Genomic DNA, 22,055 nt, shown 5'->3' with positions numbered 1-22,055 from the left:
TCTTCCTTGATCAATGGAGGTTATTAGCGCTTCGGGTCTAGTGCTGGAGTTGGAGCTGCTGGAGCAGATCATTGACGATTTGCTCTGGAGTGTGTGCAATATCCCCGAGGAGCACATGCTCATCGCTGCCTGGTTCTTCAAGCGTAGCCAGCTGGCTGATCAACAGGGAGCTCGGCATGAACTCGTGTTCTCGCGCCGCCATGCGTTCGCCAATCAAGTCCTTGCCACCGGTGAGGTGAACAAAGAGTGTGCTCGGTTCGTGGGATCGAATCAGATCTCGATAAGCCCGCTTGAGTGCAGAACAAGCGATGACCACCGGTGCGCCTGCCGTACGGCTCGACGCCAAGGTGTTGCCGATGATCTGCAGCCATGGGGTGCGGTCTGCATCCTCGAGGGCAATTCCCGCGGCCATTTTGGCGCGATTTTCCTCCGGATGCAGCGCATCCCCATCGATGAATTCCTGCCCTAGGTGAGCGGCGAGAAGGGCTCCAATGGTGGATTTGCCGCTTCCTGAAACGCCCATCACGATGATGGGCAGGTTGTTCAATGTCATTATTCACTCCGTCGTGCGCGAAACATATATCAGCTTTTATTGGCCTTGCTTGATATAAAAGCAGATTTAAACAGACTAGAAGCGCCACCCTCGCGTGTCAAGGAAAAAATCCCTCGAATCCGAGCTCCACAGAGTCCATGCATGTCAGCTCGCGGATCACCGCGAATACTCGTAAACCTTCATGCGGCGGTTGAGAGTTTTCCAAAAATTCTCTTAAAAAATTGCCAAGGTCGTGGAACTCCTACTCAAAGACGGGTAGTGCCACCACCAAGTAGGTCAAACCCGACCACTTCTGATAGTTAGACCATTGGAGAGAACCATGGGATTTATTGGATGGATAGTTCTGGGATTGATTGCCGGAGCTATCGCAAAAGCAATTTTGCCAGGCAAGCAAGGCGGCGGCTGGATCGCAACCTTGGTCCTCGGCGTGATCGGCGCGCTCGTTGGCGGATGGATTGGCAGCGCCATCTTCGGCAAAGGTGTCAACGAGTTCTTCTCGCTTTCAAGCTGGTTGCTCGCTATCGGCGGTGCGCTCCTTGTCCTGGTCATCTGGGGCTTCATCACCAAGAAACGGGCTTGATCAGCTCCCGAGGCGCCTACTCCTCGGGCTTAAGGTCTCAAGGGGCCCGGAAATCGACATTAATCGATTTCCGGGCCCCTTGCCTTGCCATCCGCCGCTAAACCCGCCAGCGTAGTCGCGCGTCCGGCCTAGATGCCTTGCAGGTCTAGACCTTTCCGGCTCTCGACTTACCCTTCTTGCCCGTGTCCGCATGCTTGCATTTCGATCCCGGGTGAATGCTGCCCGCCGCGTATCTGATCTTGATGTTCTCCGGAATCTGCGGCATGGCAGCGACTTTTTTACCGGTTGGCTTGATCGGCTTTACCTTGGCAGCCTTTGGCTCCGGCAACTTCTCAGGACCTTTTTCATGGCATTCTTTTCGGCCTTGGTTACCGGCAAGGCGTATTTTTTCTTCACGCTGATCTGGGTGGCCACATATTGGCACCGGAAGGATTTATTTTTCGGCATCCACTCGGCCGCGTTCTTGCGCCTTTTTGGCGATTTGCCGACGCCGAGGAAGCCATCAGTTTCAACGGTTCGTTGGCTAACGTCTGCCGCTACGGCTGGGGCAGTTTCTGGCCTCCGGAAATCCACGCATTCTTCAGTGCCGCCACATGATTAATGTCGACCGAAGCTACCGAGCCAATCGCGAGCACGGCTAGAAGACGGCGCAGCATTTGCCTCTCCCATTTGCGCGAGTGAATGACGATGGTTGAGAGGTGATCGGGCTTGCTGATCGGCCACAGCAAGCTTTGACGGAATCTTCAACCACATAGGTAGCTTAACCCGCCAATTCCCCGAGAGCGCTCCGGCACGAGGGCCGGAGGCAGAACCGAAATTGAGCGCCTTGAACGACGAATACCTTTCGTTCACAGATACGTCATCGGTGCATTTGATGCCCAATAGTGTGGAAAACGAAGCTGCTGGTCTCACGTAGACTTCAAGCAACTAGGCACACGTCTTCGACTAGCTAAGGAACCGCATGACAGGCAACTTCTCCGAAGCCAACGAGTCGACCCCACCGAGGAAACGTCGGGAGCCGACCCCAGGAACCGAAAAGACCAGATGGCGCGGAGTCATTCATGCGTGGAGCACCCCGCTGGTCATCATCTTGGGCTTGCTCTTGGTGGTTCTCGCTCAGGGTGCGGCCGCGGAATGGTCTACCGCCGTATTTGTGCTCACCTCGATCACGCTGTTCGCGACATCGGCCATGTACCACCGGGGCAATTGGAGTCCGCAGACCATGGTCTGGTTCCGGCGCGCCGACCACGCGAATATTTTCCTGCTGATCGCCGGTACCTATACTCCGATTGCCATCCAGATCTTGGAGAGGCCGCAAGCCACGTTGACGCTGTCGATCATCTGGGCCGGCGCCGTACTCGGGGTTCTGGTGAAGACCTTTTGGCCATCGGCACCACGCTGGTTCTCCGTAGCGCTCTATATCCTGCTCGGCTGGGGTGCGGTCATGGATATCCCCTCCTATTGGGCAGCGAGCCCTGCGGTTCTGCTGCTCATTCTGGCTGGCGGCTTGTTCTATACCGTGGGTGCGGTGTTCTACGCGATGAAGCGACCGAACCCGATCCCTACGGTCTTCGGATTCCATGAACTATTCCATGCCTGCACGGTCTTGGCCTTCCTCTGCCACTGGACCGCGGTGCTGCTGGTAGTCCGCTAGGGGCGCGCAACGAAAAACGGCTTCGATCTTCCACAAGGGAAGATCGAAGCCGTTTGGCTTGGGGCCGCGCCCGAGGGCTAGCGCAGCTTGTAGCGCAAGCGAATGAAGGCCAGGCCGATCAACGAAACCACGGCGATGGCCATGTAGTACAGGCTCGGCGCGTCCAAGGATCCGGTCACGCTGAGCAGCCAGGTCAGCACCAGCGGCGCGATTCCGCCGAGCAGGGTCACCCCGACGTTGTAGGTCACCGAGATGCCCGAACCGCGAATGGCTGCCGGGAACAGCGAAGAAATCAAGGCTGGCAACGGTCCGAAGTAGAAGGACATGATCACGCCAAGCAAGGCGATCACCAGGATCATCACCGGGATGCTCGGGTTGCTTGTCATCAGCTTGAACAGCGGCCAGGCGAGCACCAGCGCGCCGACCGCAGCCCAGGTCATGACCTTTGCCGGACCCACCCGGTCAGCGAGGTGCCCGATCAATGGCACGCTGATCAGTGTGATGGTGCCGGCGACAACTCCGCCGAGGAACGCGGCATCGGCTGGGATATTCAGATTCGTCACCGCGAAGGTCGGCATGTACAAGATCATGTACACCGAGATCGTGGCCACGCCGATGGCCGCCGATCCGGCCAGGAGCCGCCCGTAGTGCTGGCTGAACAACTCGCCCAGCGGGGACTTGACCTTCTTGGTGGTGATGAACTCCTCGGTCTCTTCCAGGCGCGCACGAATATACAGTCCCACCGGACCGATGAGCAGGCCTACGAAGAACGGCACACGCCAGCCCCAGCTTTCCAAGGACTCCTGGGATAACTGGGTGGTCAGCACGTAGCCGAATCCGGAAGCCAAAAGCATCGAGACGCCCTGCGCGGCGACCTGCCACGAGGAGTAGAACGCCTTCTTGTGCGGCGCGCTTTCGATCAGGAATGCCGTGGCGGTGCCGAACTCGCCGCCGGCGGAGAAGCCCTGGATCATGCGTGAGAGCAGGATGATCAGCGCGCCCCAGACCCCGACCATCGCATAGGTGGGAGCCACCGCCATGATCAGCGTTCCGACCATCATCAGCATCAAGGTGAGCGTCAGCGCCTTTTTCCGGCCCTTGCGGTCCGCATAGCTGCCGAGCACCATGCCGCCCAGCGGCCGGATGAGGTAGGAGATGGCGAAGGTCGCAAAGGTCAGGATCAGCGCGAAGCTCGCATTGGACTCCGGGTAGAACAGCTTGGCGATGGTGGTGGCGAAGGTGGCGTAGACAATGATGTCGAACCACTCAAGGGCGGCGCCAATGGAGGAGGAAATAACCGCCTTGCGGGCTACGGCCAGCTGCTGCGGGGTAGCTATCTGTTCGCTGGTGCTCATGCGGACAGCTCTTCGGCCAGACGCAGAATGAAGTTCTCGCAGTCAACGAGCTGCTGCAGTTCGATGAACTCATCCGGGGCGTGCGCCTGCGCGATGTCGCCCGGGCCGCAGACGACGGTGGGGATTCCGGCGGCGGAGAACAGGCCGGCTTCGGTACCGTAGGTGACCTTTTCGTCGGTGGCGATCGCACCGCAGGCGGCGCTGAGGCCAACGATCTCGGCGTCCTGGACGGTTTCCAGTCCCGGGGCGCCGGCAATCTGCTCGAACTCCACCGAACCTGCCGAGTTGACCTGTTGCATCTGCGCTTCGAGCTCGCTTGCGTAGTCGCGGAAACGCTGAATCAGCGCTGCGCGATCCACGACCGCCAGCGAACGGAATTCAAAGTGCACCACGCATAGCGAAGGGATCGTGTTCACCGCGATGCCCCCGTCGATGCGGTTCACGTTCATGGTGGTGGTCGGCTCGATGAAGGCGGCATCCGACGGGCCGTCGGTGCGCAGTTCCTTGGAGACCTCTTCGACGAAGCTGGCGAAGCGCAGCGCGTAGGAGATCGCATTCAGGCCCTCGCCTGGCAGCGAGGAGTGCGCCGCGACGCCGTTGAACGCCACTCGGAAAACGTTCATGGACTTGTGCCCGCGAATGGCGCGCATGCTGCTCGGCTCCCCCACGATCGCTCCGCGCGGGGCGAGTTCCTGGCGGGTGATCTCCTCCACCAGGCTGACCGCACCCACGCAGCCGACCTCCTCGTCATAGGACAAGGCCAGGTGGATCGGCTCGGCTAGCTTCGCGGCCGTCAGCTCGGGAAGCTTGGCCAGGATGACGCCGATGAAACCCTTCATATCGCAGGTGCCCCGGCCGTAGAGCTTGCCGTCGCGGACCTGGGCGCTGAATGGTTCGCTGGACCAGTCCTGCCCGTCGACCGGGACCACGTCGGTGTGTCCGGACAGCACGATGCCTCCGGTACGCGATCCGTCGGCCGCCGGGATGGTGGCCAGCAGGTTCGCCTTGCTGCCATCTTCGTTGTGGATGAGCTGCGAGCTGATGCCGGCCGCGTCGAGCTTGCCGACCACCAGGTCGATCAGTGGCAGGTTGCTGTCGCGGCTGGTGGTATCGAGGCTGATCAGTTCGTTGATCTGCGCCATGGTCGCTTCGGCTGGTGAAGCCATAATGAACTCCCGGTCTTCGTGGTAACTACGATCTGCCAATGCTTTCACACCAAGTCACCGCCGCAAAGAAGATTTCAGACTATGGCCAACACCTAGCGGGCCGATGCCCCGCCAGGTGGCCTCAGTCCAGCCCTGCGCCGCGCAGGTAAGTGGTGATGAGTGTGGCGAAGACTTGGTCCTGGTCCACGCTCGCCGGACCTTGGGCGAGCGACTCGGCCAGCAGCGGGTACTTGCCCGTCCCCAGGGCGGAGATCAGTGCTGCTGCGCCCTTCCCGTCGCCGTCGCCCGCCGGTTCGCCTTGTTCGTTCTGCACGAAGGCCGAGGTGATGGCGGTCAGCATGGCGATGGTTTGAAGTTTTGCGGCCCCGGTGAGCGCGGTGAATTGCAGCGCCGCCAGTCCGCGCTCCAGATACGCCAGCGTGTGCGGCCCCAGCGCGCGCTTGGCCAGCAGCAGCGGCGCCACCCACGGATGCCGGTGCATGATGTTCCGCCCCTGCCTGGCCAGGGCGAGCAGCTGCTCGCTGGCGCTACCGTCCGGGCCATTGAGCTCATAGCCTGAAGTCACCTGGTCGATCATGAGATCCACCAATTCCTCAACGGAGTCCACATAGCGATAGAGCGAGGCCGCGCCCGAACCTATTTCAGCGGCTACCCCGCGGATGGAGACCGCGCCGATCCCCTCCCGGTCTGCCAGCTCCACGGCCGCCTGGGCAATCTTTTCGCGCGAGTGCTGGGGCTTCGGGCCGGTGCTGCGCCGGGCGCAGGCCCCAACGGTGGCCGGTTGCTTTTGCTTCACTACGGTGTTCCTCCCAATTGCGCCTTGGCTGTTGTAATCCCTTGCTTCCATTTGACTATATACTTAATTGCGAACGTTGATCGCAATTAAGTATCGAGGCAGAAAAATGCGTGTACTCATGGTGACCCCAGGCACTCGGGGCGACGTGGCTCCGATGGCCGGGCTGGGCAAAAAACTGCAGGAGCACGGCTTTGCGGTGTCCATTGCCGCCAACGCCGCGCATGCACCGCTGATCACCGCGGCCGGATGCAACTATCACGAGCTGCCCGGTGACATGAGTGCGCTAGTCAGCCCCGCCGCCCCGGGGGCCAAACCGAGCGCCAGCCAATTGTCCTGGTACATGCGCGAGCTCGGGACCTATTTCGACTCGGCGGCCACCGGCACGCTCGAAGCGGCCGAACAGGGCGCGGATGTGATCATCGCAAATTCGGTCGCCCCCTACGCCTATGATGTCGCCGAAGCCTTCGGCATCCCGGTGATCGGCGCTCATCTACAGCCCAACGAGCCCAGTACGGCCTATGCGCCGATGGTCCTAGGCACCGCACGCAGCTTCGGCGCCCTGGGAAACAAGGCCTTGGGTTCCCTCATCGGCTCCGGCAAAGCACCGTACGACGCCCCGGTGGCACGGATCCGCGCCGCCCTCGGACTGCCCAAACGCACCCGGGCCTCCGGCGAACGCCAACGCAGGCGTGCCAACGCCCCGGTATTGCATGGCTTCAGCTCATCGATCGTCCCGCGCCCCGCGGACTGGCGCTCGGGCTTGAGCAACTGCGGGTATTGGTGGCCGGCAAGCGATGAAGCTTGGACGCCACCTTCCGCGCTGGCCGACTTCCTCGCCGAGGGCCCGGCTCCGATCTTCATCGGCTTCGGCAGTACCGAGGCGCTGGATCCGGAGTTCATGCTCGACGTGGCGCGTCGCAGCGGCCGGCGGGCGATCTTGCAGGGTGCCCCAGAAATCAGCGAGCCGGGCATTCTCGGGATCGGAGCTGCCCCGCACCAGTGGCTGTTCCCGCAGATGGCCGCGGTGATCCACCATGCCGGGGCAGGCACGACGGCCGCAGGCTTGCGCGCCGGAGTCCCCACGATCGCGGTGCCAATTTTCACCGACCAGCCCTTCTGGGCCGCCCGGGTACACGCGCTAGGCGCGGGCGTGGAGCCGGTGAAGTACAAGGATCTGAGCGTCGACCGGCTGGCTTCCGCCATAGATCAGACGCTGTCCACGGACCACTACGCCGCCAACGCCTCGCGCATCGCTCGGCTGCTGGCCGAGGAAGAAGACAGCTCGCTGCCGGTGGCCAGGGCCCTTCGCGAGGCCGCAGCGGCTCGCTAGGAACGCCGCCGCAATCGCATTGGACCCCGGACGCGCCAACGGCACCCATCGAATAATCGATGAGTGCCGTTGGCCAAAAATCGTTTACTTGTTCAGATCGTCGCGGACATCCTTGGCGGCGTCCTTCACTGCTTCGCCAGCCTGCTTGGCCTTGGCAGCTGCCTGGTCTTTGACACCTTCAGCTTGCAGGTTCTCATTGTTGGTTGCGTCGCCTACGGACTCTTTGACCTTGCCGGAGGCTTCCTGCGCCTTGTTTTTGAACTTATCGCCCAAACCCATTGGATGTTCTCCTATCAATTGATCGAACAACTTACTTTTCCGACGCTACCTGCCAAGGCCTAGTGCGAACTGTCCGGAACCTTGGCGTTGGCTGACAGTTCCGCTAAGGCGTTGTTGCCAGCAGTGCACGAAGCTGCTGCTTGTAGTTTTCGAAGGCCGCGCGGCCCTTGCTCGTGAGCGCAATGTAGGTGACCGGCGATCGCCCCTCGAGGATCTTCTCCACGCTCACATACTGGCTGTCCTCCAGCTTGCGCAGGTGCGTCGCCAAGTTCCCCGAGGTCATTCCCAGCAGCCCCTGGAGTTTGGGAAAGGACATGCTGTCGCCTGCGCGCAGGGCATCGAGCACGGTGATGGTGCGCAGTCTTGCCTGCGCATGGATCACCGGGTCAAGCTCTTGCATGCCCACCGCGAACCACCTCGCCCGAAACCAATGCGGGCCGAGCGCCATGCAGCAGCCCCAGGGCGATCAGCCCAAGTCCGCCGAGCACACCGGCCAAGAGGTTATAGGGGGCTGGCACCGCCAGCGAGATGAGCCCGACGAGAAGAATCCACGCGCCGAAGATCAATTGGGTCCGATCATTCCAGATCAGCGATCCGGCGACCACCAGCACACCGACCACCAGGCACAGAGCCGCCAGCGAGAAGGCCAGCAAGCCCATGGCGTCGAGCCCCGAGGCATGCAGGCGCCACCCGAGCAGTCCGGCGAAGATCATGCCTAGGGTGAAGGTATTTCCGTAGATCGCGCCTTCGACCATCGAAGGACCCTTGGTGCCCACCGCGCGCTTGGCCGAGTGAACGGCCGAGAATACGATGGCAAGCACGAAGGCGGTCACCGCGATACCGACCCCGAGCAACCTGGGCAGCAACGGTGCGCCGAGCGGTGCGAACGTGAAGAAGATCGCCAGGAAGGCGATAACCCACCCGGTCCCCCAGAGCGAAAAGAGCAAGCGCTGATCCGGGCTCAGGGCCTCGCGTGTTTGCCGCGCGTCGACCTCGATGCCCTGCAGGATCCGGGCCGGATCCACCTCATGCCCATTCTTGTTGTCCATGGCGTTACCTCTCCCTCGCCGAGCCGTTCGCGCAATCCACAAAGTAGTTCGCGGTGGAAAGCGCTTTGCATTACAAAGTTAAAGATAGCACTCGCCCACCCGATAGTGAAGAGACCATTTCCGCAAAGCCCGGCGCCGGCCAACCAGGTTTTCCCGAACCCCCTGGAACACACAGGTCACAGGCCCTCAGAGGCGGTTTTGACCTAGTGAAAATGCAGCGGAACATATGCACAGCCAGCGCGTTCTGGGCGCAGGTCCGCTTCGCGCACGGTGATCTTCGTCAACGGCGGCAAGCCGGAGATCGGAGCACGCCGGCCCGGTTTCCTCGGTATCATTGGAACTATCGAACTTCGCAGCAGTTCTGCTCGTGCGCGGTTGCCAATCGGGTGAGCACCACGAATCGACGAGGTGGATTCTTATCTCTCACGCACCCATTGCCGCCGATCAATTGATCTCCTGGGAACACCAGAGTGTGCGCACCACGGCCACTTGGTGGTCGGCTAATGCGCGCTCGGCGCCCAAAGATCTTGTTGTCGTCGACGATCGCCTCACCGCGGATGCGGCCATGCGAAATGCCGCCCGGGGCACCGCAATGCTGTGGCTCGGCGACTTCCACAATGCCAAGCAGCTACTGGCGGCCATCGACCGCCGCCTGGCCAAGGCCGGCACCGGCAAGGCCTCCCGCAAGCCGCTGACCGACGCCGAGAAGTTCTATGCCATCCGGCAATCCCGCGCCCAGCGCTCACGGATGATGTCCCTGCTCCTGGTTCCGCTGAATTTCGACACCCCCGGCGGCACCGCGACGCTGCCGCTGTCCCGGGCCCCGCTGGTCGGTTCCGCGGTGGCATTCGGCTACGCGCAGCAGGCGCAGCCTGCAACGGGCCACGCGGTAGTCAGCCTGCAGGAACTGACCGGCATGCTCGGCGCCTACCAGTGGTTCCTCAACGGGGTTGACGTTCCCGCACTGGGAGCGAAGATCCACCCCCACTACGGCACCTTCCTGCCCACCCGCCACGAGTATGTTGATCTGGTGGCCAAGGCGCCGCTCAATACCAAGGAGCTGGCCTTCGACATCGGCACCGGCACCGGGGTGCTGGCCGCCGTGCTGGTGGCCCGCGGGATGAAAAGCGTGCTCGGCACGGACATCCATCAGCGCGCGGTGGATTGCGCGAACGATAATTTTGCGCGCTTGGGCCTCCAAGACGCTGCGCGAGCCGAGCTGACCAGCATGTTCCCCGCGGGCAAGGCCCCCTTGGTGATCTGCAATCCGCCGTGGTTGCCCGGGAGCGCGCCAAGCTCGCTGGACGCGGCGGTCTACGATCCGGGAAGCAAAATGCTGCTGCAGTTCCTGCGCGGATTGCCCGAACACCTGACCGCGGATGGCGAGGGCTGGTTGATCATCTCGGACCTCGCCGAGCTGCTCGGCCTGCGCACCCGTGAGCTGTTGCTGGAAGCCATCGATCATGCGGGCCTGGAGATCATCGACCGGCTCGACACCTCACCAACCCACGCCCGGGCCAAGGACCACTCGGACGTTCTGCACGCGGCACGCTCGCGGGAAGTCACCTCGTTGTGGCGGCTGCAAGCCAAACGCTAAGACACAACTATGCGCTGCGTCCAAGCACGGCGACCAGGAAGTCGTCGGCCGCCCGATGCATATTCCAGCTGGAGTAGCGCTGCTGCAGCTCGAGTCCGGCCTGCGCGGCATCCGCTTCGAACTCGGCGAAATCGTAGCCCCGCCCGGAACCGAAGCCGACAACGAGCCGGCCTTCCGACGCCAAATGCCCGCGCAGCCGTTGCAACGCAGGCAGCCGCTCAGTCTGGGCAAGGAAGGTCAGCACATTTCCGGCACAGACGATGAGGTCGAATTCTTGGGCCGCGCCGGACTCGTCGTCCAACGTGAACGTGGCAAGGTTTCCGGCGTGCCACTGCGCTGCCGGGTAGTCCTCGCGGGCCACCGAGATGAGGTGCTCATCCAGATCGACGCCGACTACTTGGTGTCCGCGCTCGGCAAGCCAGCCGCCGATGCGACCGGTACCGCAGCCGGCATCGAGTATCCGGCTCCCCCGCTCGGCCATGGCATCAATCGTTCGGGCTTCACCGAAAATATCGTTGCCCTCGGCGACAATTTTCCGCCACCGCTGAGCATAGTTCTGGGCATGGTCGGGATTGGCGCGCACCGCGGCGAGCCATACGTTTTCTTCGGGAGCACTCATGCCTCCAGTTTCCCACGCCGGCGTGCACAAGCACCATTCACGATGCCGCGGCCATGGGTATTTTTACCCATGGGTCCGCGGTGCGACGTTGCATCAATCGCCCGACGCGGACCTGGCCGCTGGCTGCGTAAGGTGAAATCCATGATCGGTTCGGGGGCTTCCCGGCACCGTAAACCAGCGAAGTCTTCGCTGATTTCCATGGCTCGCATGGAGGATGTCATGTCCAACCACAAGCAGGAAAAATCAACACCCACCCAGCCGGTGCGCAACGTCGACACACTGGTCATCGGCGCCGGCCAGGCCGGGCTCTCCGCGGCCCAGCAGCTCAAGGAACGCGGCGGAGACTGCCTTGTGCTGGAAGCCGGGGAAAGGATCGGCGACCAGTGGCGCCACCAGTACGATACGCTGCGCTTGTATACCACCAATCGGGTCAATCATCTGCCCGGGATGAAGTTCCCCGGCGAACCGGGCGGCTTTGCCAGCAAGGACGAACTGGCCGACTTCCTGGAGCACTATGCGGCCAGCTTCGAGCTGCCGGTGCTCTGCCGGGCGCGGGTCAGCTCGCTCACCGGGTACGGGCAACGCTTCGTGGCACAAACCGCTGCGGGAGAAATCCACGCTCAGCAGGTCGTGATCGCCACCAGCCCCTTCGGCCAGCTGCCGGCCATCCCGCAGCTGGCCGATGAGCTCGACGAACAGATCCTGCAATTGCACTCCAGCGAATACCGCCGCCCGGGACAGCTCAAACCCGGCCCGGTGCTGGTGGTCGGCGCCTCGCATTCGGGCTGCGATATCGCGTGGGAAGTTGCCCAGCGGCACCCGACGATGCTGTGCGGACGCGACACCGGTGAGGTCCCAGTGCCCTGGGGCAGTCCGCTGATCCACGTGGTCGTTCCGCTGGTGATGTTCGCCCACACCTACCTGGAAACGCGCAGCACCGCCTTCGGCCGGCGCAAGCGCCAAGAGGTTCTGGAGCACGGGGCGCCGCGGCTCCGGGTGAAACGCGCGGATCTGGCCGCCAGGGGCGTGAAATGGCACGAGCAGCGAGTCACCGGGGTTCGCAACGGCCAGCCGGTGCTTGCCGACGGCACCGTGCTGGAGGTGGACAACGTCATTTGGGCCACCGGATTCCGCCACGATTACTCCTGGCTGAAATTGCCGGTGCTCGATGAATCCGGCTGGCCGCGCGAATACCGCGGCGTCGCCCAGGACGTGCCGGGGCTGTACTTCTGCGGACTGGCCTTCCAGCACTCGGAGGCTTCGATGAACCTCTTCGGGGTGGGGCGCGATGCCGCCTACGTCGCACGGCAGATCATCCCCCGCGCATCGAGCCCGCGCAAGGCCGCGGACACCGAGCGGATGATTGCATAGCAAATTCCATGGGCGTAACCTCGCAAGTGAGGCTACGCCCATGGATAATCCCGAATCTGACCCAGCGCACCAACCGGAGCATCAGGATCTGCAGCCCGAGCAGCTGATGGCCCGAGGCACGCACGCCCATTTGACCGGCGAATCCGCCCGCGGTCTTGACCTGCTGCACCAGGCATTCGTGAAGTTCGGCGAGCAGCATCAACCGGCGCAGGCATTGCAGGCGGCCTTCAGGATCACCATGGTCTATGGCACCAGCGGACAGCCCGCGCTGTTTAATGGCTGGTTGGCTCGCTCGCGCTCCCTGCTGGCCGAGCATGGATCCGCCGCCGGCGCGTTGCCGCCGGCGCTTGAGGTGGCCGCAGGCTACCACGGCGTGCTGCAGCTGCATCAGGCGCTGATGAGCGGCGGATTTGCCGTCGTGAGGCAACAAGCCGCCGAAATCCTGCGGCTCGGACGCATTCACCACAACGCGGACCTGCAGGCGCTGGCCCTGGTTGCCAGCGGCCGCTCAAGCATCTACGCCGGGCGGGTGCCGGCCGGCTTCGACATGCTCGACGAGGCCATGGCCCTGGTCTTGGCCGGGGAATGCGAGGCCATACCCACCGGGCTTGTCTGGTGCGCCGCCATCGAAGCCTGCCAGGAAATCGGCGCCATCGACCGGGTGTCCCAATGGACCGAGGCACTGGCCGCCTGGCGGGCGGAGCGTCCGCAGATTACCGCTTTCGGCGGGGAATGTTCGCTGCATACCGGGCAGATCCTGGCCCTGCGCGGTTCCTGGGGTGCGGCCATCGACGAGTTCACCACCTCTTGCCACCGTTTCGAGCTCCGCTCCCAGCCCTATTCCGCAGGAGTCGCGCAGCGCGAACGCGGGGATCTGCTGCGCATCCAAGGTGATTTCAGCGCCTCCGATGAGGCTTACCAGGCTGCGGCGGAGTATGGCTGCGACCCGCAGCCGGGACTAGCACTGCTGTGGTTGGCCAATGGCTCGGCCGGCTCCGCCCTGGCCGCCATCCGCCGGTGCCTGGGTGAACGCCAGCTGCCCGCCCAACGCCTCGCGCTCTTGCCGGCCGGCATCGAGATCGAGCTGCGGCTGGGCGCCCGGGACGCGGCGGAGCGGTTGCTGAGCGAGTTGGACGGACAGGCTGATGCCACCGGTTGCCTGATCACCCTGGCCGCGGCCGCCTATGCCCACGCCGATCTGGAGCTCTCCAAGGACGATGCCCACGGAGCTCTGCCCTATGCCCGCAAGGCGGTGCAGGACTTCGGGCAGATCCGCGCACCCTATCTCTGCGCTCGCTCCCGGGTCCTGTTGGCCCGCTCCCTGCTCGCGGTCGGCGACACCCGCAGCTTTCATGCGGAGATGCAGGCCGCCACGGCCACCTTCGAGCAGCTGGGCGCCACTCCGCAAGGCGCCGCGGCCCAGTCGCTGCTGCAGGCGGTCGGCCACGCCGAACCCGCTCCGGGCGGGCTGACCGCTCGCGAGGTCCAAGTGCTGCAGTTGGTGTCCGCCGGGCACAGCAACCGGCAGATTGCCCAGGAACTCTATCTGAGCGAAAAGACGGTCGCCCGGCACCTGAGCAATATCTTCACCAAGATCCAGGTGCCATCGCGCACCGCGGCCGCGGCCTGGGCCTACGAACACGCTCTGGCTTGAAATCGCTCAGGTACGCCTCCGGGCCGGTGCCTCGCGTGGGCCCGGGCCCGTACTTGGATGCTCCGGGCATGGCGAGCAATGCGGCCTCATATCGAGCTCCCTCGTTTTAATCTATGGAGATAGCCCGGGCGCACCCGTGCGCTCTGTGCCTGCCCAACTGGGACTTGCCTCGTGGATAAATCGCATGGCTAATCGGCAAAGCCTCAACTGGCCAAATTTTCGGGCGAAGTAAATGTGCGTGCACTACCGCCCCACCTTCTGGGCAGCCAGATGCAGCGCAACTATGGCCCGAGCAATCGCCAGTCTCCCGTAAGTCGGCTTCTTTCCGCCGGGCTCAATGCACCATACAGGCCCAATGGTTTTCGTTGTCGGGCCCTTATTCGACCAGTCTGGGCATTCGCATGCCGTGGCTATGGCAGTCTGGTCAGGCCGGATCGTCCCGTTTCGCAATCAAATACGAGAAAACCCGCTTCATCCAGCCTGATTAGACTAGATGAAGCGGGTTTCGCTTGGTGGGCCCTACCGGGATCGAACCGATGACATTCACGGTGTAAACGTGACGCTCTACCAGCTGAGCTAAAGGCCCTGACCATTGCTGAACGAAGAATCTCCTTCGCGCCAACAGAGAATAACTTTACTTGCGATTCCCTATCCGCGCAAATCAACAGGCAGTGACGTGCGTCTCCCGCATCACGGCTCGGTCCAAGCTCACCCAGATTGCGCCACGACTGGAAGCGTTAAAACCAGGCCTGCGCAAGGAGCTGCAGGGAACGATCACGCACAGCTGGATCGAAGGCGTAGGTCGTCGTAATGAGTTCATCCGCACCGGTTCGCTGCACAAACGCATCCAGCTCAGCTTTCACCGTCGAGGCAGCGCCCACCGCCTTGATCTTCAGCATCGGGTTTCTCATGGCGCCGTGGCTTGCCAGCGTCGCTGGGTCCACCGGAGGCTGCAGCTTGCGCGATTGTCCGTGCTGAATATCTTGGAACATCTGCTCTATCACCGTGAATTCTCGCGCCGCTTCCTCATCGGTGTCCGCGACCATCACGTTGATGCCAGCCATCACGTAGGGCTTTTCAATCTGAGCCGTCACCGACTGCGGATTGAATGCCTCTCGGTAGACTTTCAGCGCGTGGTCAACTTGTTCCGGAGCGAAGTGCGAGGCGATCGAAAATGGCAGACCCAACTGACCGGCAATAGAGGCACCATTAACCGTGGAGCCAAGCACCCAAATCGGCACGTTCATGCCGGCTGACACCGCAGAGACGATCGGCATGCTGTGGGCCGTGCCGGTTTCCCCGAACCAGCCCTGCAGGTCATAAATGCTCCGCGCAAACTCTTGCGGATCAGCCGAGGAACGACTGAGCGCCTGCGCGGTCATACCGTCTGTTCCTGGTGCGCGGCCAAGACCCAGATCGATCCGATCACCGTGCATGTTAGCCAAGGTTCCATACTGCTCAGCGACCATCAGCGGAGAGTGGTTGGGCAGCATCACGCCACCAGAGCCCACTCGAATCCTCTCGGTGACCGAGGCCGCCTGCGAGATGAGCAACGCCGTGGCGCTCGAGGCAAGACTTGAGGTGTTGTGATGTTCGGCAAACCACAGCCGATGGTACCCAAGTTCATCTGCCAGCCGGGCGGTCTTCATCGAAGCGGCGATCCCCTCGCGAGCTGTGGAGCCGTCAGAGATGGAGGCAAGATCAAGAATGCTCAACGGAACAGGCAAATCGTTTCCTAAAGTTAGAATTTTTGCAGTATCTTCTTCGCAAAACGGAATTTCGTCGCTTTAAGCAGTAACCACGCTGAGCGCATTCCTATTCCAATACCCTCCGGCTCACAGGCGCTTTCGGCAGCAGGACACCGATCACGATCGCCTTTCCCCGGCATCCGTACCGTCCACGGAGAACAGCCGTCCGCTGAAGATCCTCGTTCTATGAAATCAACACTCTCCGGTGAACCCCGTGCCATTCAAACGATATGCATTACTTTGGGTTGCGCCACGACACCGCAGGACCCTACAAGTCGATTCTGATCAACAACTTGGTCGGGTGTTGATGTCTTTGTGGAACGCCGTGTCTACTTTCGAACCCTGATGACGCACATCGCTGAGGAATTAATCGACAACGTCTAGATGGTTCTTTGGATTGGCAGTCGAGGGATCTTGGGCCTCGTCATCACTTCTGCCGAACCTCTCGATGATCTACTGCAGGCAATCAAGGGTTAAGTGCCAAAAGGGTGTACAGAAGTCACCCAAAACACATGAGCACCAGGACTAACACTGCCAACATATGCTCTACGATCTTGCTGCATGAAAACAGCGACCCACCCTGAGGGGCGAGCCGCTGAATCGTGTTTTCAAAATCGGTTAAATGCCGTTTTGAACTATGAAATTTTGGTGGGCCCTACCGGGATCGAACCGATGACATTCACGGTGTAAACGTGACGCTCTACCAGCTGAGCTAAAGGCCCAAATCTCTATGCTGCCTTGCGTTTATCCAAGCCAACGAGAGATAAATTTACCGGCATTTTCCTCACCGTGCAAATCGAGGGAAGCCGGCGAGCAACGTCACCGCGACCTCTTGACCGCCTCGAAGTAGCTTTCCAGACGGCGCGGTTCGGTCATCGAGCTGGTCATCACATCCTGCACGACGCCGTCCACCAGATAGAGAGTCAGGCGTGTTGCCACGCCCTTTTCTTCGTCAAAGGCTCCAGCCAGCCGGGCAACCGCCCCATGGGGCCAGAAGTCGGCGAGCAGGTCGAATTCGATGCCCAGGGATTCGGCGTAGGAGCGCAGCGTGAACTTGTGATCCACCGAGATTGCCACCACTCGCACCTGCCGATCGAGGAACGTTTGGTGGTGTTCTTGGATTTCTGCCAGTTCGGATCCACAGACGCGGGAAAATGCCCACGGATAAAAAACCACCAGCACCCGGCCCGAAGCGAGCTGGGTGCTGGTGATCGTTTCGCCGTACTGATTTTCCAGCGAGAAATCGAACAGGCGTGAACCTGTTTCGATCATTAGTTCTTCTTGCGTGGTGCCAGGCGGATGGCGGACCAATCCTCGGAGACACCCTCGGTTGTAGTTACATGAAGCCCCGCGGTGGGAGCATCCTGTTGAATCTGGGTTGGGGACACATGTCCGGCCCGACCCTGCTTAGGGGTTAGCAGCCAAACAATGCCACCTTCATCAAGGCAATCCAATGAATCCATTAGGGCGTCGACTAAGTCACCATCGCCGTCGCGCCACCAGAAAATGACTGAATCGACTACGTCGTGGTCGTCTTCGGTGAGCAATTCTGAACCGGTCAGGTCCTCGATAGCATCGCGAAGATCGAAGTCCACGTCTTCGTCATAGCCCAGTTCCTGAATAAGGTCTTCATCTTTGAAACCCATAATCTTAGCGGGTTCCAGGTTTGCCGATACGGCGTCGCTCACTTCATTTCCTCCTGCTGCTACAAAGCGTTACTAACAACAAAACACTCTTTTGCCGTCCCATTCAAGCGCTAACGACGTAACACGCCGGTAATTCTACCTCGATGCATTGTGACTAACATCATTCTTACACGACCATTGCCCGCATAGCTCCTGTACTGAGTTGCACATGTCACTCAATAAGTCAGATATAAGCCGTTTTTGGGTCAAAAACGTGTACTTTTCACTTCCCCATAAGAACTAGAGTATGGGTTGAAACGAGATGCTCACGTCACTCAAGTGTGCCTGTCTCAAAGTCCCAACCCGTTGAACGGTCCAAAACTTAGACCAGATCGACGGAGCCGCAATTCAATCAAGGAGCTTCCGTGGCTGTAGAGGAACACATCTCCCAGATCCGTAGTGGTTTGACTTACCAGCTATCCGATCGGGATCCCGAGGAAACTCAGGAATGGTTGGACTCATTCGACTCGCTCGTCGAGGCGCAGGGCACCGAACGTGCCCAGTTCATCATCCGCTCGCTGCTGCAGCGTGCCGGCGCGAAATCCGTCGGTGTCCCACACGTGACCACCACCGACTACGTGAACACCATTCCGGTGGACCAGGAACCAGAATTCCCGGGCGACGAGTCCGTAGAACGCCGCTTCCGCGCATTCATGCGCTGGAACGCAGCGATCATGGTGCACCGCGGCCAGCACCCTGACATCGGCGTCGGCGGACACATCTCCACCTATGCCGGTGCGGCCACCCTCTACGAGGTCGGCTTCAACCACTTCTTCCGCGGCAAGGACCACGCCGGCGGCGGAGACCAGGTCTTCTTCCAGGGCCACGCCTCCCCGGGCATGTATGCCCGCGCCTTCCTCGAAGGACGACTGGGCGAAGAGGACATGGACGGCTTCCGCCAGGAGAAGTCCAAGGAAGGCCACGCGCTGCCTTCCTACCCGCACCCGCGCTCGATGCCGGACTTCTGGCAGTTCCCAACCGTGTCGATGGGTCTGGGCCCGGCAAACGCCATCTACCAGGCGCAGCTGAACCGCTACATCCACAACCGCGGCATCAAGGACACCTCCGACCAGCACGTCTGGGCCTACTTGGGCGACGGCGAAATGGACGAGCCGGAGTCGCGCGGATTCCTCCAGCTGGCAGCCAATGAAAAGCTGGATAACCTCACCTTCGTGGTCAACTGCAATCTGCAGCGCCTCGACGGCCCGGTGCGCGGCAACGGCAAGATCATGCAGGAACTCGAGGCCTTCTTCCGCGGTGCCGGCTGGAACGTCATCAAGGTCGTCTGGGGCCGCGAGTGGGATGCCCTGCTCGAAGCCGATCCGGACGGTGCACTGGTCGACGTCATGAACCAGACCCCGGATGGCGACTACCAGACCTACAAGGCGGAGTCCGGCGCATTCGTGCGCGAGCACTTCTTCGGCCAGCGTCCGGAGACCAAGGAACTGGTCTCCGAGTACACCGACGACGAGATCTGGAACCTCAAGCGCGGCGGCCACGACTACCACAAGGTCTACGCGGCCTATAAGGCAGCCACCGAGTTCAAGGGCAAGCCAACGGTCATCCTGGCCAAGACCGTGAAGGGCTACGGCCTGGGCACGCACTTCGAGGCGCGCAACGCGACCCACCAGATGAAGAAGCTGACCCTGGAAGACCTCAAGGGCTTCCGCGATCACCTGCGCATCCCGATCACCGACGAGCAGCTCGAAGCCGATCCGTACCTGCCGCCGTACTACCACCCAGGTGTTGACTCCGCGGAGTACAAATACATGATGGAACGCCGTGCGGAACTCGGCGGCGCGGTGCCAACCCGCCGCAAGGAGACCAGCACGCCGATCTCCCTGCCCGGGGACAAGTCCTACGCCTTCGCCAAGCGCGGTTCGGGCAAGCAACAGGCGGCCACCACCATGGCCTTCGTGCGCCTGCTCAAGGACCTGATGCGCGATAAGGACTTCGGCCACCGCATCGTGCCGATCGTGCCCGATGAGTCGCGCACCTTCGGCATGGACTCCTTCTTCCCCACCGCCAAGATCTACAACCCGGCCGGGCAGAACTACCTGTCCGTGGACCGCGATCTGGTGCTGGCTTACAAGGAATCCCCTGCCGGACAGCTGATCCACCCGGGCATCAACGAGGCCGGCGCAGTCGCGGCCTTCACCGCCGCGGGCACCAGCTACTCCACGCACGACGCGCCGCTGATCCCGATCTACGTGTTCTACTCGATGTTCGGTTTCCAGCGCACCGGTGACGCCTTCTGGGCGGCCGCGGACCAGATGACCCGTGGCTTCATCATCGGCGCCACCGCAGGGCGCACCACGCTGACCGGCGAGGGCCTGCAGCACGCCGACGGCCACTCGCCGCTGCTTGCCGCAACCAACCCGGCAGTGGTCACCTACGATCCGGCCTTCGGCTACGAGATCGGGCACATCATGCGCTCGGGCCTGGACCGGATGTACGGCGGGAAGCACGAAGATCCAAACGTGATGTACTACCTCACCGTGTACAACGAGCCGATCTCCCAGCCTGCCGAGCCGGAGAATGTGGACGTCGAGGGCATCGTCAAGGGCATCTACCTGCTGAAGGAAGCGACCACCGACGGGCCGCGCGCCCAGCTGCTGGCCTCCGGCGTGGCACTTGCCTGGGCCGTGGAAGCCCAGCAGATCCTCGCCGATGAGTGGGGTGTCTCCGCCGATGTCTGGTCGGTGACCTCCTGGAACGAGTTGGCGCGCGACGGCCAGATCGCCGACGACAAGGTGCTCACCGATCCATCCTCCACTCGCCCGGTGCCGTTTGTGACCTCGAAGCTTGAGTCCACCACCGGTCCGGTCATCGCCACCACCGACTACATGCGTGCGGTGCCGGAGCAGATCCGCCCCTACGTCCCGGGTGAATTCCACACCCTGGGCGCGGACGGCTTCGGCTTCTCCGACACCCGTGCCGCGGCGCGTCGTTTCTTCAAGATCGACTCGCACACCCTGGTGGTCAAGACCCTGGCCTCGCTGGCAGAACGCGGCGAGATCCCGGCGGACACCGCGGTGAAGGCGCACGCCAAGTACGACCTGAACAACCCGAACGCCGGAACCTCCGGCAACGCGGGCGGCGACTCCTAGCCTCGAGCTAGGCCAAGCCGAGGCGGCAAGGGCACGAAGGCAGTTCAACTGCCTTCGTGCCCTTGCGGTTATTAACCTCATATTCGCTTCGCGGCGGGGCAAACCTACGAGCGAGTACCGGAAAACTTCCGTATGCTGTGAATTATGAGTCCTCAGGTCGAACCCACATCCAGCGTGCGCTCGCGCGCCGTGCGTTTGCCCAAGCCCACCCCGGAAACCATCCGCCGGCTCAAGAGCCACCTCGGGGTGCTTTCCACCACGGCGCTGAAATACCTGGACCAATCCCTGCCCTGGTACCGCTCGCTGGAGCCGGACGAACGCGCCGCGCTCGGGCTGGTCGCGCAGAAGGGCATCTCCACCTTCGTCTCCTGGTACGAGGAACCCGAATCCACCCCGGCCTGGGTGATGAACGACGTCTTCGGCGCCGCCCCCACCGAGCTGACCCGCTCCATCTCGCTGCAGAAAGCGCTGGCGCTGCTGCGCACCATCGTGGAGGTCGTCGAATCCCAGGTGCCCGATATCGCCGCGGAGAACGAACAGGCCCAGCTGCGCGAGGCGGTGCTGCGCTACTCGCGTGAGGTCGCCTTCGCCGCCGCCGACGTCTACGCCCGGGCCGCCGAAACCCGCGGCGCCTGGGACTCGCGCCTCGAAGCCCACGTGGTGGACGCGGTGCTGCACGGAGAATCCCAGGATTCGCTGTCCTCGCGCATCGCGGCCATCGGCTGGAAGTCGCAGAAGAACATCCGCATCATGGTGGGCACCACCCCGGGCTCGAACTCGGTGACCTTCGTCGCCGCGCTGCGCCGGATGGCGCTGCGCTATTCCAGCGACTCGCTGGTGGGGGTGCTCGGCGAGCGGGCGATCCTGATGCTCTCGGATACCAAATTCGAGGAAGCCGACCTCTCGCGCTTCGCCAGGTTCTTCGGACCGGGCCCGCTCGTCTACTCTCCGGTGGCCGCCACGGTGAAGGATATGCACACCGCCGCCAGTGCCGCGGTGGCCGGCTATGCCGCGGCCAAGGCCTGGCCGCAGGCGCCCGCGCCGGTGGGCGCCGATGACCTGTGGCCCGAGCGCGTCTTCAACGGCGACCCGATGGCGCGGACCGCGCTGATCGAGCGCGTCTACCTGCCCCTGCTCCATGCCGGCAACGGCCTGCTCGAAACGCTCTCCAGCTATCTTTCCCTGGGGCACTCCCTGGAGGGGACCGCCCGGGCGCTGTTCGTGCACGCGAACACCGTGCGCTATCGGCTCAAGCGCGTCTCCGAGGTGACCGGCTGGGATCCGCTGGTGCCCCGCGACGCATTTGTGCTGCAAACCGCGCTGGTGGTCGGCCGGCTCGCCGAGGCGAACTAGCCGCACCCCGGTTTTTATGGAGACCGCACAGTTCAACCGGCGCAACACAAGCGCATTACATGGGTTTTCATGCTCGGCGTACGATAAGCTTTTGTAGAGTTCCTACAAAGAGCCACCACGAGCTTGGTACCGAAATACCGCGCGTGGAGCCGCAAC

General features: G+C 62.2%; 20 protein-coding genes and 2 tRNA genes. 9 read left to right on the top strand and 13 right to left on the bottom strand.

Features of this window, described 5'->3' with window-relative positions:
* Window positions 1-37: 37 nt before the first annotated feature.
* On the bottom strand, window positions 38-553 hold the full coding sequence (locus ACT3UA_RS07730) for a gluconokinase (RefSeq protein WP_217990385.1): 516 nt from the start codon (window positions 551-553) through the stop codon (window positions 38-40).
* Window positions 554-872: 319 nt separating this feature from the next.
* Between ACT3UA_RS07730 and ACT3UA_RS07725 the strand changes: the two genes are divergently transcribed.
* From ACT3UA_RS07725 to trhA, 3 genes are all read left to right on the top strand, one after another.
* Entirely contained in the window at window positions 873-1,133 is a 261-nt protein-coding gene (locus ACT3UA_RS07725; protein ID WP_096286986.1) for a GlsB/YeaQ/YmgE family stress response membrane protein, read from the top strand.
* Between the two features lie 315 nt (window positions 1,134-1,448).
* Complete coding sequence (locus tag ACT3UA_RS07720; protein WP_444615875.1) at window positions 1,449-1,730, top strand: hypothetical protein; 282 nt, start codon at window positions 1,449-1,451, stop codon at window positions 1,728-1,730.
* A 364-nt stretch (window positions 1,731-2,094) separates the two neighbouring features.
* A complete protein-coding gene (trhA, locus tag ACT3UA_RS07715; protein ID WP_444615873.1) occupies window positions 2,095-2,787 on the top strand; it encodes a PAQR family membrane homeostasis protein TrhA in 693 nt (230 codons plus the stop codon).
* A 77-nt stretch (window positions 2,788-2,864) separates the two neighbouring features.
* Here trhA and ACT3UA_RS07710 read toward each other — a convergent pair whose 3' ends face one another.
* The 3 genes from ACT3UA_RS07710 to ACT3UA_RS07700 all read right to left on the bottom strand — a co-directional run bounded on the left by ACT3UA_RS07710 (window position 2,865) and on the right by ACT3UA_RS07700 (window position 6,104).
* On the bottom strand, window positions 2,865-4,142 hold the full coding sequence (locus tag ACT3UA_RS07710) for an MFS transporter (protein ID WP_096286993.1): 1,278 nt from the start codon (window positions 4,140-4,142) through the stop codon (window positions 2,865-2,867).
* The gene (gene argE, locus ACT3UA_RS07705) at window positions 4,139-5,308 is read right to left on the bottom strand and encodes an acetylornithine deacetylase (RefSeq protein WP_176484199.1); all 1,170 of its coding nucleotides are present in this window, start codon (window positions 5,306-5,308) and stop codon (window positions 4,139-4,141) included. Before argE ends, ACT3UA_RS07710 begins: the two co-directional genes overlap by 4 nt.
* Before the next feature lie 121 nt (window positions 5,309-5,429).
* A complete protein-coding gene (locus ACT3UA_RS07700; protein WP_444615870.1) occupies window positions 5,430-6,104 on the bottom strand; it encodes a TetR/AcrR family transcriptional regulator in 675 nt (224 codons plus the stop codon).
* A gap of 106 nt (window positions 6,105-6,210) precedes the next feature.
* Here ACT3UA_RS07700 and ACT3UA_RS07695 point away from each other — a divergent pair, with 106 nt between their 5' ends.
* Window positions 6,211-7,434: a glycosyltransferase gene (locus ACT3UA_RS07695; protein ID WP_444615868.1), complete on the top strand. Its 1,224-nt coding sequence runs from the start codon at window positions 6,211-6,213 to the stop codon at window positions 7,432-7,434.
* Window positions 7,435-7,518: 84 nt separating this feature from the next.
* Here the strand turns inward: ACT3UA_RS07695 and ACT3UA_RS07690 are convergent, their stop codons facing one another.
* The 3 genes from ACT3UA_RS07690 to ACT3UA_RS07680 form a co-directional block, all read right to left on the bottom strand.
* Window positions 7,519-7,713, bottom strand: a complete 195-nt coding sequence (locus ACT3UA_RS07690; RefSeq protein WP_096286999.1) for a CsbD family protein — start codon at window positions 7,711-7,713, stop codon at window positions 7,519-7,521.
* A 103-nt stretch (window positions 7,714-7,816) separates the two neighbouring features.
* Window positions 7,817-8,113, bottom strand: coding sequence for a transcriptional regulator (locus tag ACT3UA_RS07685; RefSeq protein ID WP_096287053.1), 297 nt, complete (start codon window positions 8,111-8,113; stop codon window positions 7,817-7,819).
* On the bottom strand, window positions 8,100-8,762 hold the full coding sequence (locus ACT3UA_RS07680) for a hypothetical protein (RefSeq protein ID WP_444615866.1): 663 nt from the start codon (window positions 8,760-8,762) through the stop codon (window positions 8,100-8,102). Before ACT3UA_RS07680 ends, ACT3UA_RS07685 begins: the two co-directional genes overlap by 14 nt.
* A 472-nt stretch (window positions 8,763-9,234) precedes the next feature.
* Between ACT3UA_RS07680 and ACT3UA_RS07675 the strand changes: the two genes are divergently transcribed.
* On the top strand, window positions 9,235-10,359 hold the full coding sequence (locus ACT3UA_RS07675) for a methyltransferase (RefSeq protein ID WP_444615864.1): 1,125 nt from the start codon (window positions 9,235-9,237) through the stop codon (window positions 10,357-10,359).
* A gap of 7 nt (window positions 10,360-10,366) precedes the next feature.
* On the opposite strand, the gene ACT3UA_RS07670 is transcribed toward ACT3UA_RS07675, so the two are convergent.
* Window positions 10,367-10,978: a class I SAM-dependent methyltransferase gene (locus ACT3UA_RS07670; RefSeq protein ID WP_096287003.1), complete on the bottom strand. Its 612-nt coding sequence runs from the start codon at window positions 10,976-10,978 to the stop codon at window positions 10,367-10,369.
* Between the two features lie 141 nt (window positions 10,979-11,119).
* On the opposite strand from ACT3UA_RS07670, the gene ACT3UA_RS07665 reads away from it, so the two are divergent.
* Window positions 11,120-12,349 carry an NAD(P)-binding domain-containing protein gene (locus tag ACT3UA_RS07665; RefSeq protein WP_444615862.1) on the top strand — a complete coding sequence of 410 codons (1,230 nt, stop codon included), beginning with the start codon at window positions 11,120-11,122 and terminating at the stop codon, window positions 12,347-12,349.
* Between the two features lie 40 nt (window positions 12,350-12,389).
* A complete protein-coding gene (locus ACT3UA_RS07660) occupies window positions 12,390-14,003 on the top strand; it encodes a helix-turn-helix transcriptional regulator (protein ID WP_444615860.1) in 1,614 nt (537 codons plus the stop codon).
* A gap of 510 nt (window positions 14,004-14,513) precedes the next feature.
* On the opposite strand, the gene ACT3UA_RS07655 is transcribed toward ACT3UA_RS07660, so the two are convergent.
* From ACT3UA_RS07655 to ACT3UA_RS07635, 5 genes are all read right to left on the bottom strand, one after another.
* Window positions 14,514-14,589, bottom strand: a tRNA-Val gene (locus ACT3UA_RS07655).
* Between the two features lie 151 nt (window positions 14,590-14,740).
* Window positions 14,741-15,730, bottom strand: coding sequence for an LLM class flavin-dependent oxidoreductase (locus tag ACT3UA_RS07650; protein WP_096287007.1), 990 nt, complete (start codon window positions 15,728-15,730; stop codon window positions 14,741-14,743).
* A gap of 667 nt (window positions 15,731-16,397) precedes the next feature.
* Window positions 16,398-16,473, bottom strand: a tRNA-Val gene (locus ACT3UA_RS07645).
* Between the two features lie 97 nt (window positions 16,474-16,570).
* Complete coding sequence (locus ACT3UA_RS07640; RefSeq protein WP_444615857.1) at window positions 16,571-17,023, bottom strand: redoxin domain-containing protein; 453 nt, start codon at window positions 17,021-17,023, stop codon at window positions 16,571-16,573.
* The gene (locus ACT3UA_RS07635) at window positions 17,023-17,397 is read right to left on the bottom strand and encodes a DUF3052 domain-containing protein (protein WP_096287059.1); all 375 of its coding nucleotides are present in this window, start codon (window positions 17,395-17,397) and stop codon (window positions 17,023-17,025) included. Before ACT3UA_RS07635 ends, ACT3UA_RS07640 begins: the two co-directional genes overlap by 1 nt.
* A 404-nt stretch (window positions 17,398-17,801) precedes the next feature.
* On the opposite strand from ACT3UA_RS07635, the gene aceE reads away from it, so the two are divergent.
* Both aceE and ACT3UA_RS07625 read left to right on the top strand, forming a co-directional pair.
* Window positions 17,802-20,546: a pyruvate dehydrogenase (acetyl-transferring), homodimeric type gene (aceE, locus tag ACT3UA_RS07630; protein ID WP_444615855.1), complete on the top strand. Its 2,745-nt coding sequence runs from the start codon at window positions 17,802-17,804 to the stop codon at window positions 20,544-20,546.
* A gap of 144 nt (window positions 20,547-20,690) precedes the next feature.
* Window positions 20,691-21,899, top strand: coding sequence for a PucR family transcriptional regulator (locus tag ACT3UA_RS07625; protein ID WP_444615853.1), 1,209 nt, complete (start codon window positions 20,691-20,693; stop codon window positions 21,897-21,899).
* The last annotated feature ends 156 nt before the right edge of the window (window positions 21,900-22,055 follow it).

Source organism: Glutamicibacter sp. 363 (genome assembly GCF_052379505.1).
Taxonomy (GTDB): Bacteria; Actinomycetota; Actinomycetes; order Actinomycetales; family Micrococcaceae; genus Glutamicibacter.
This window is presented reverse-complemented; position numbering and strand designations above follow the sequence as displayed.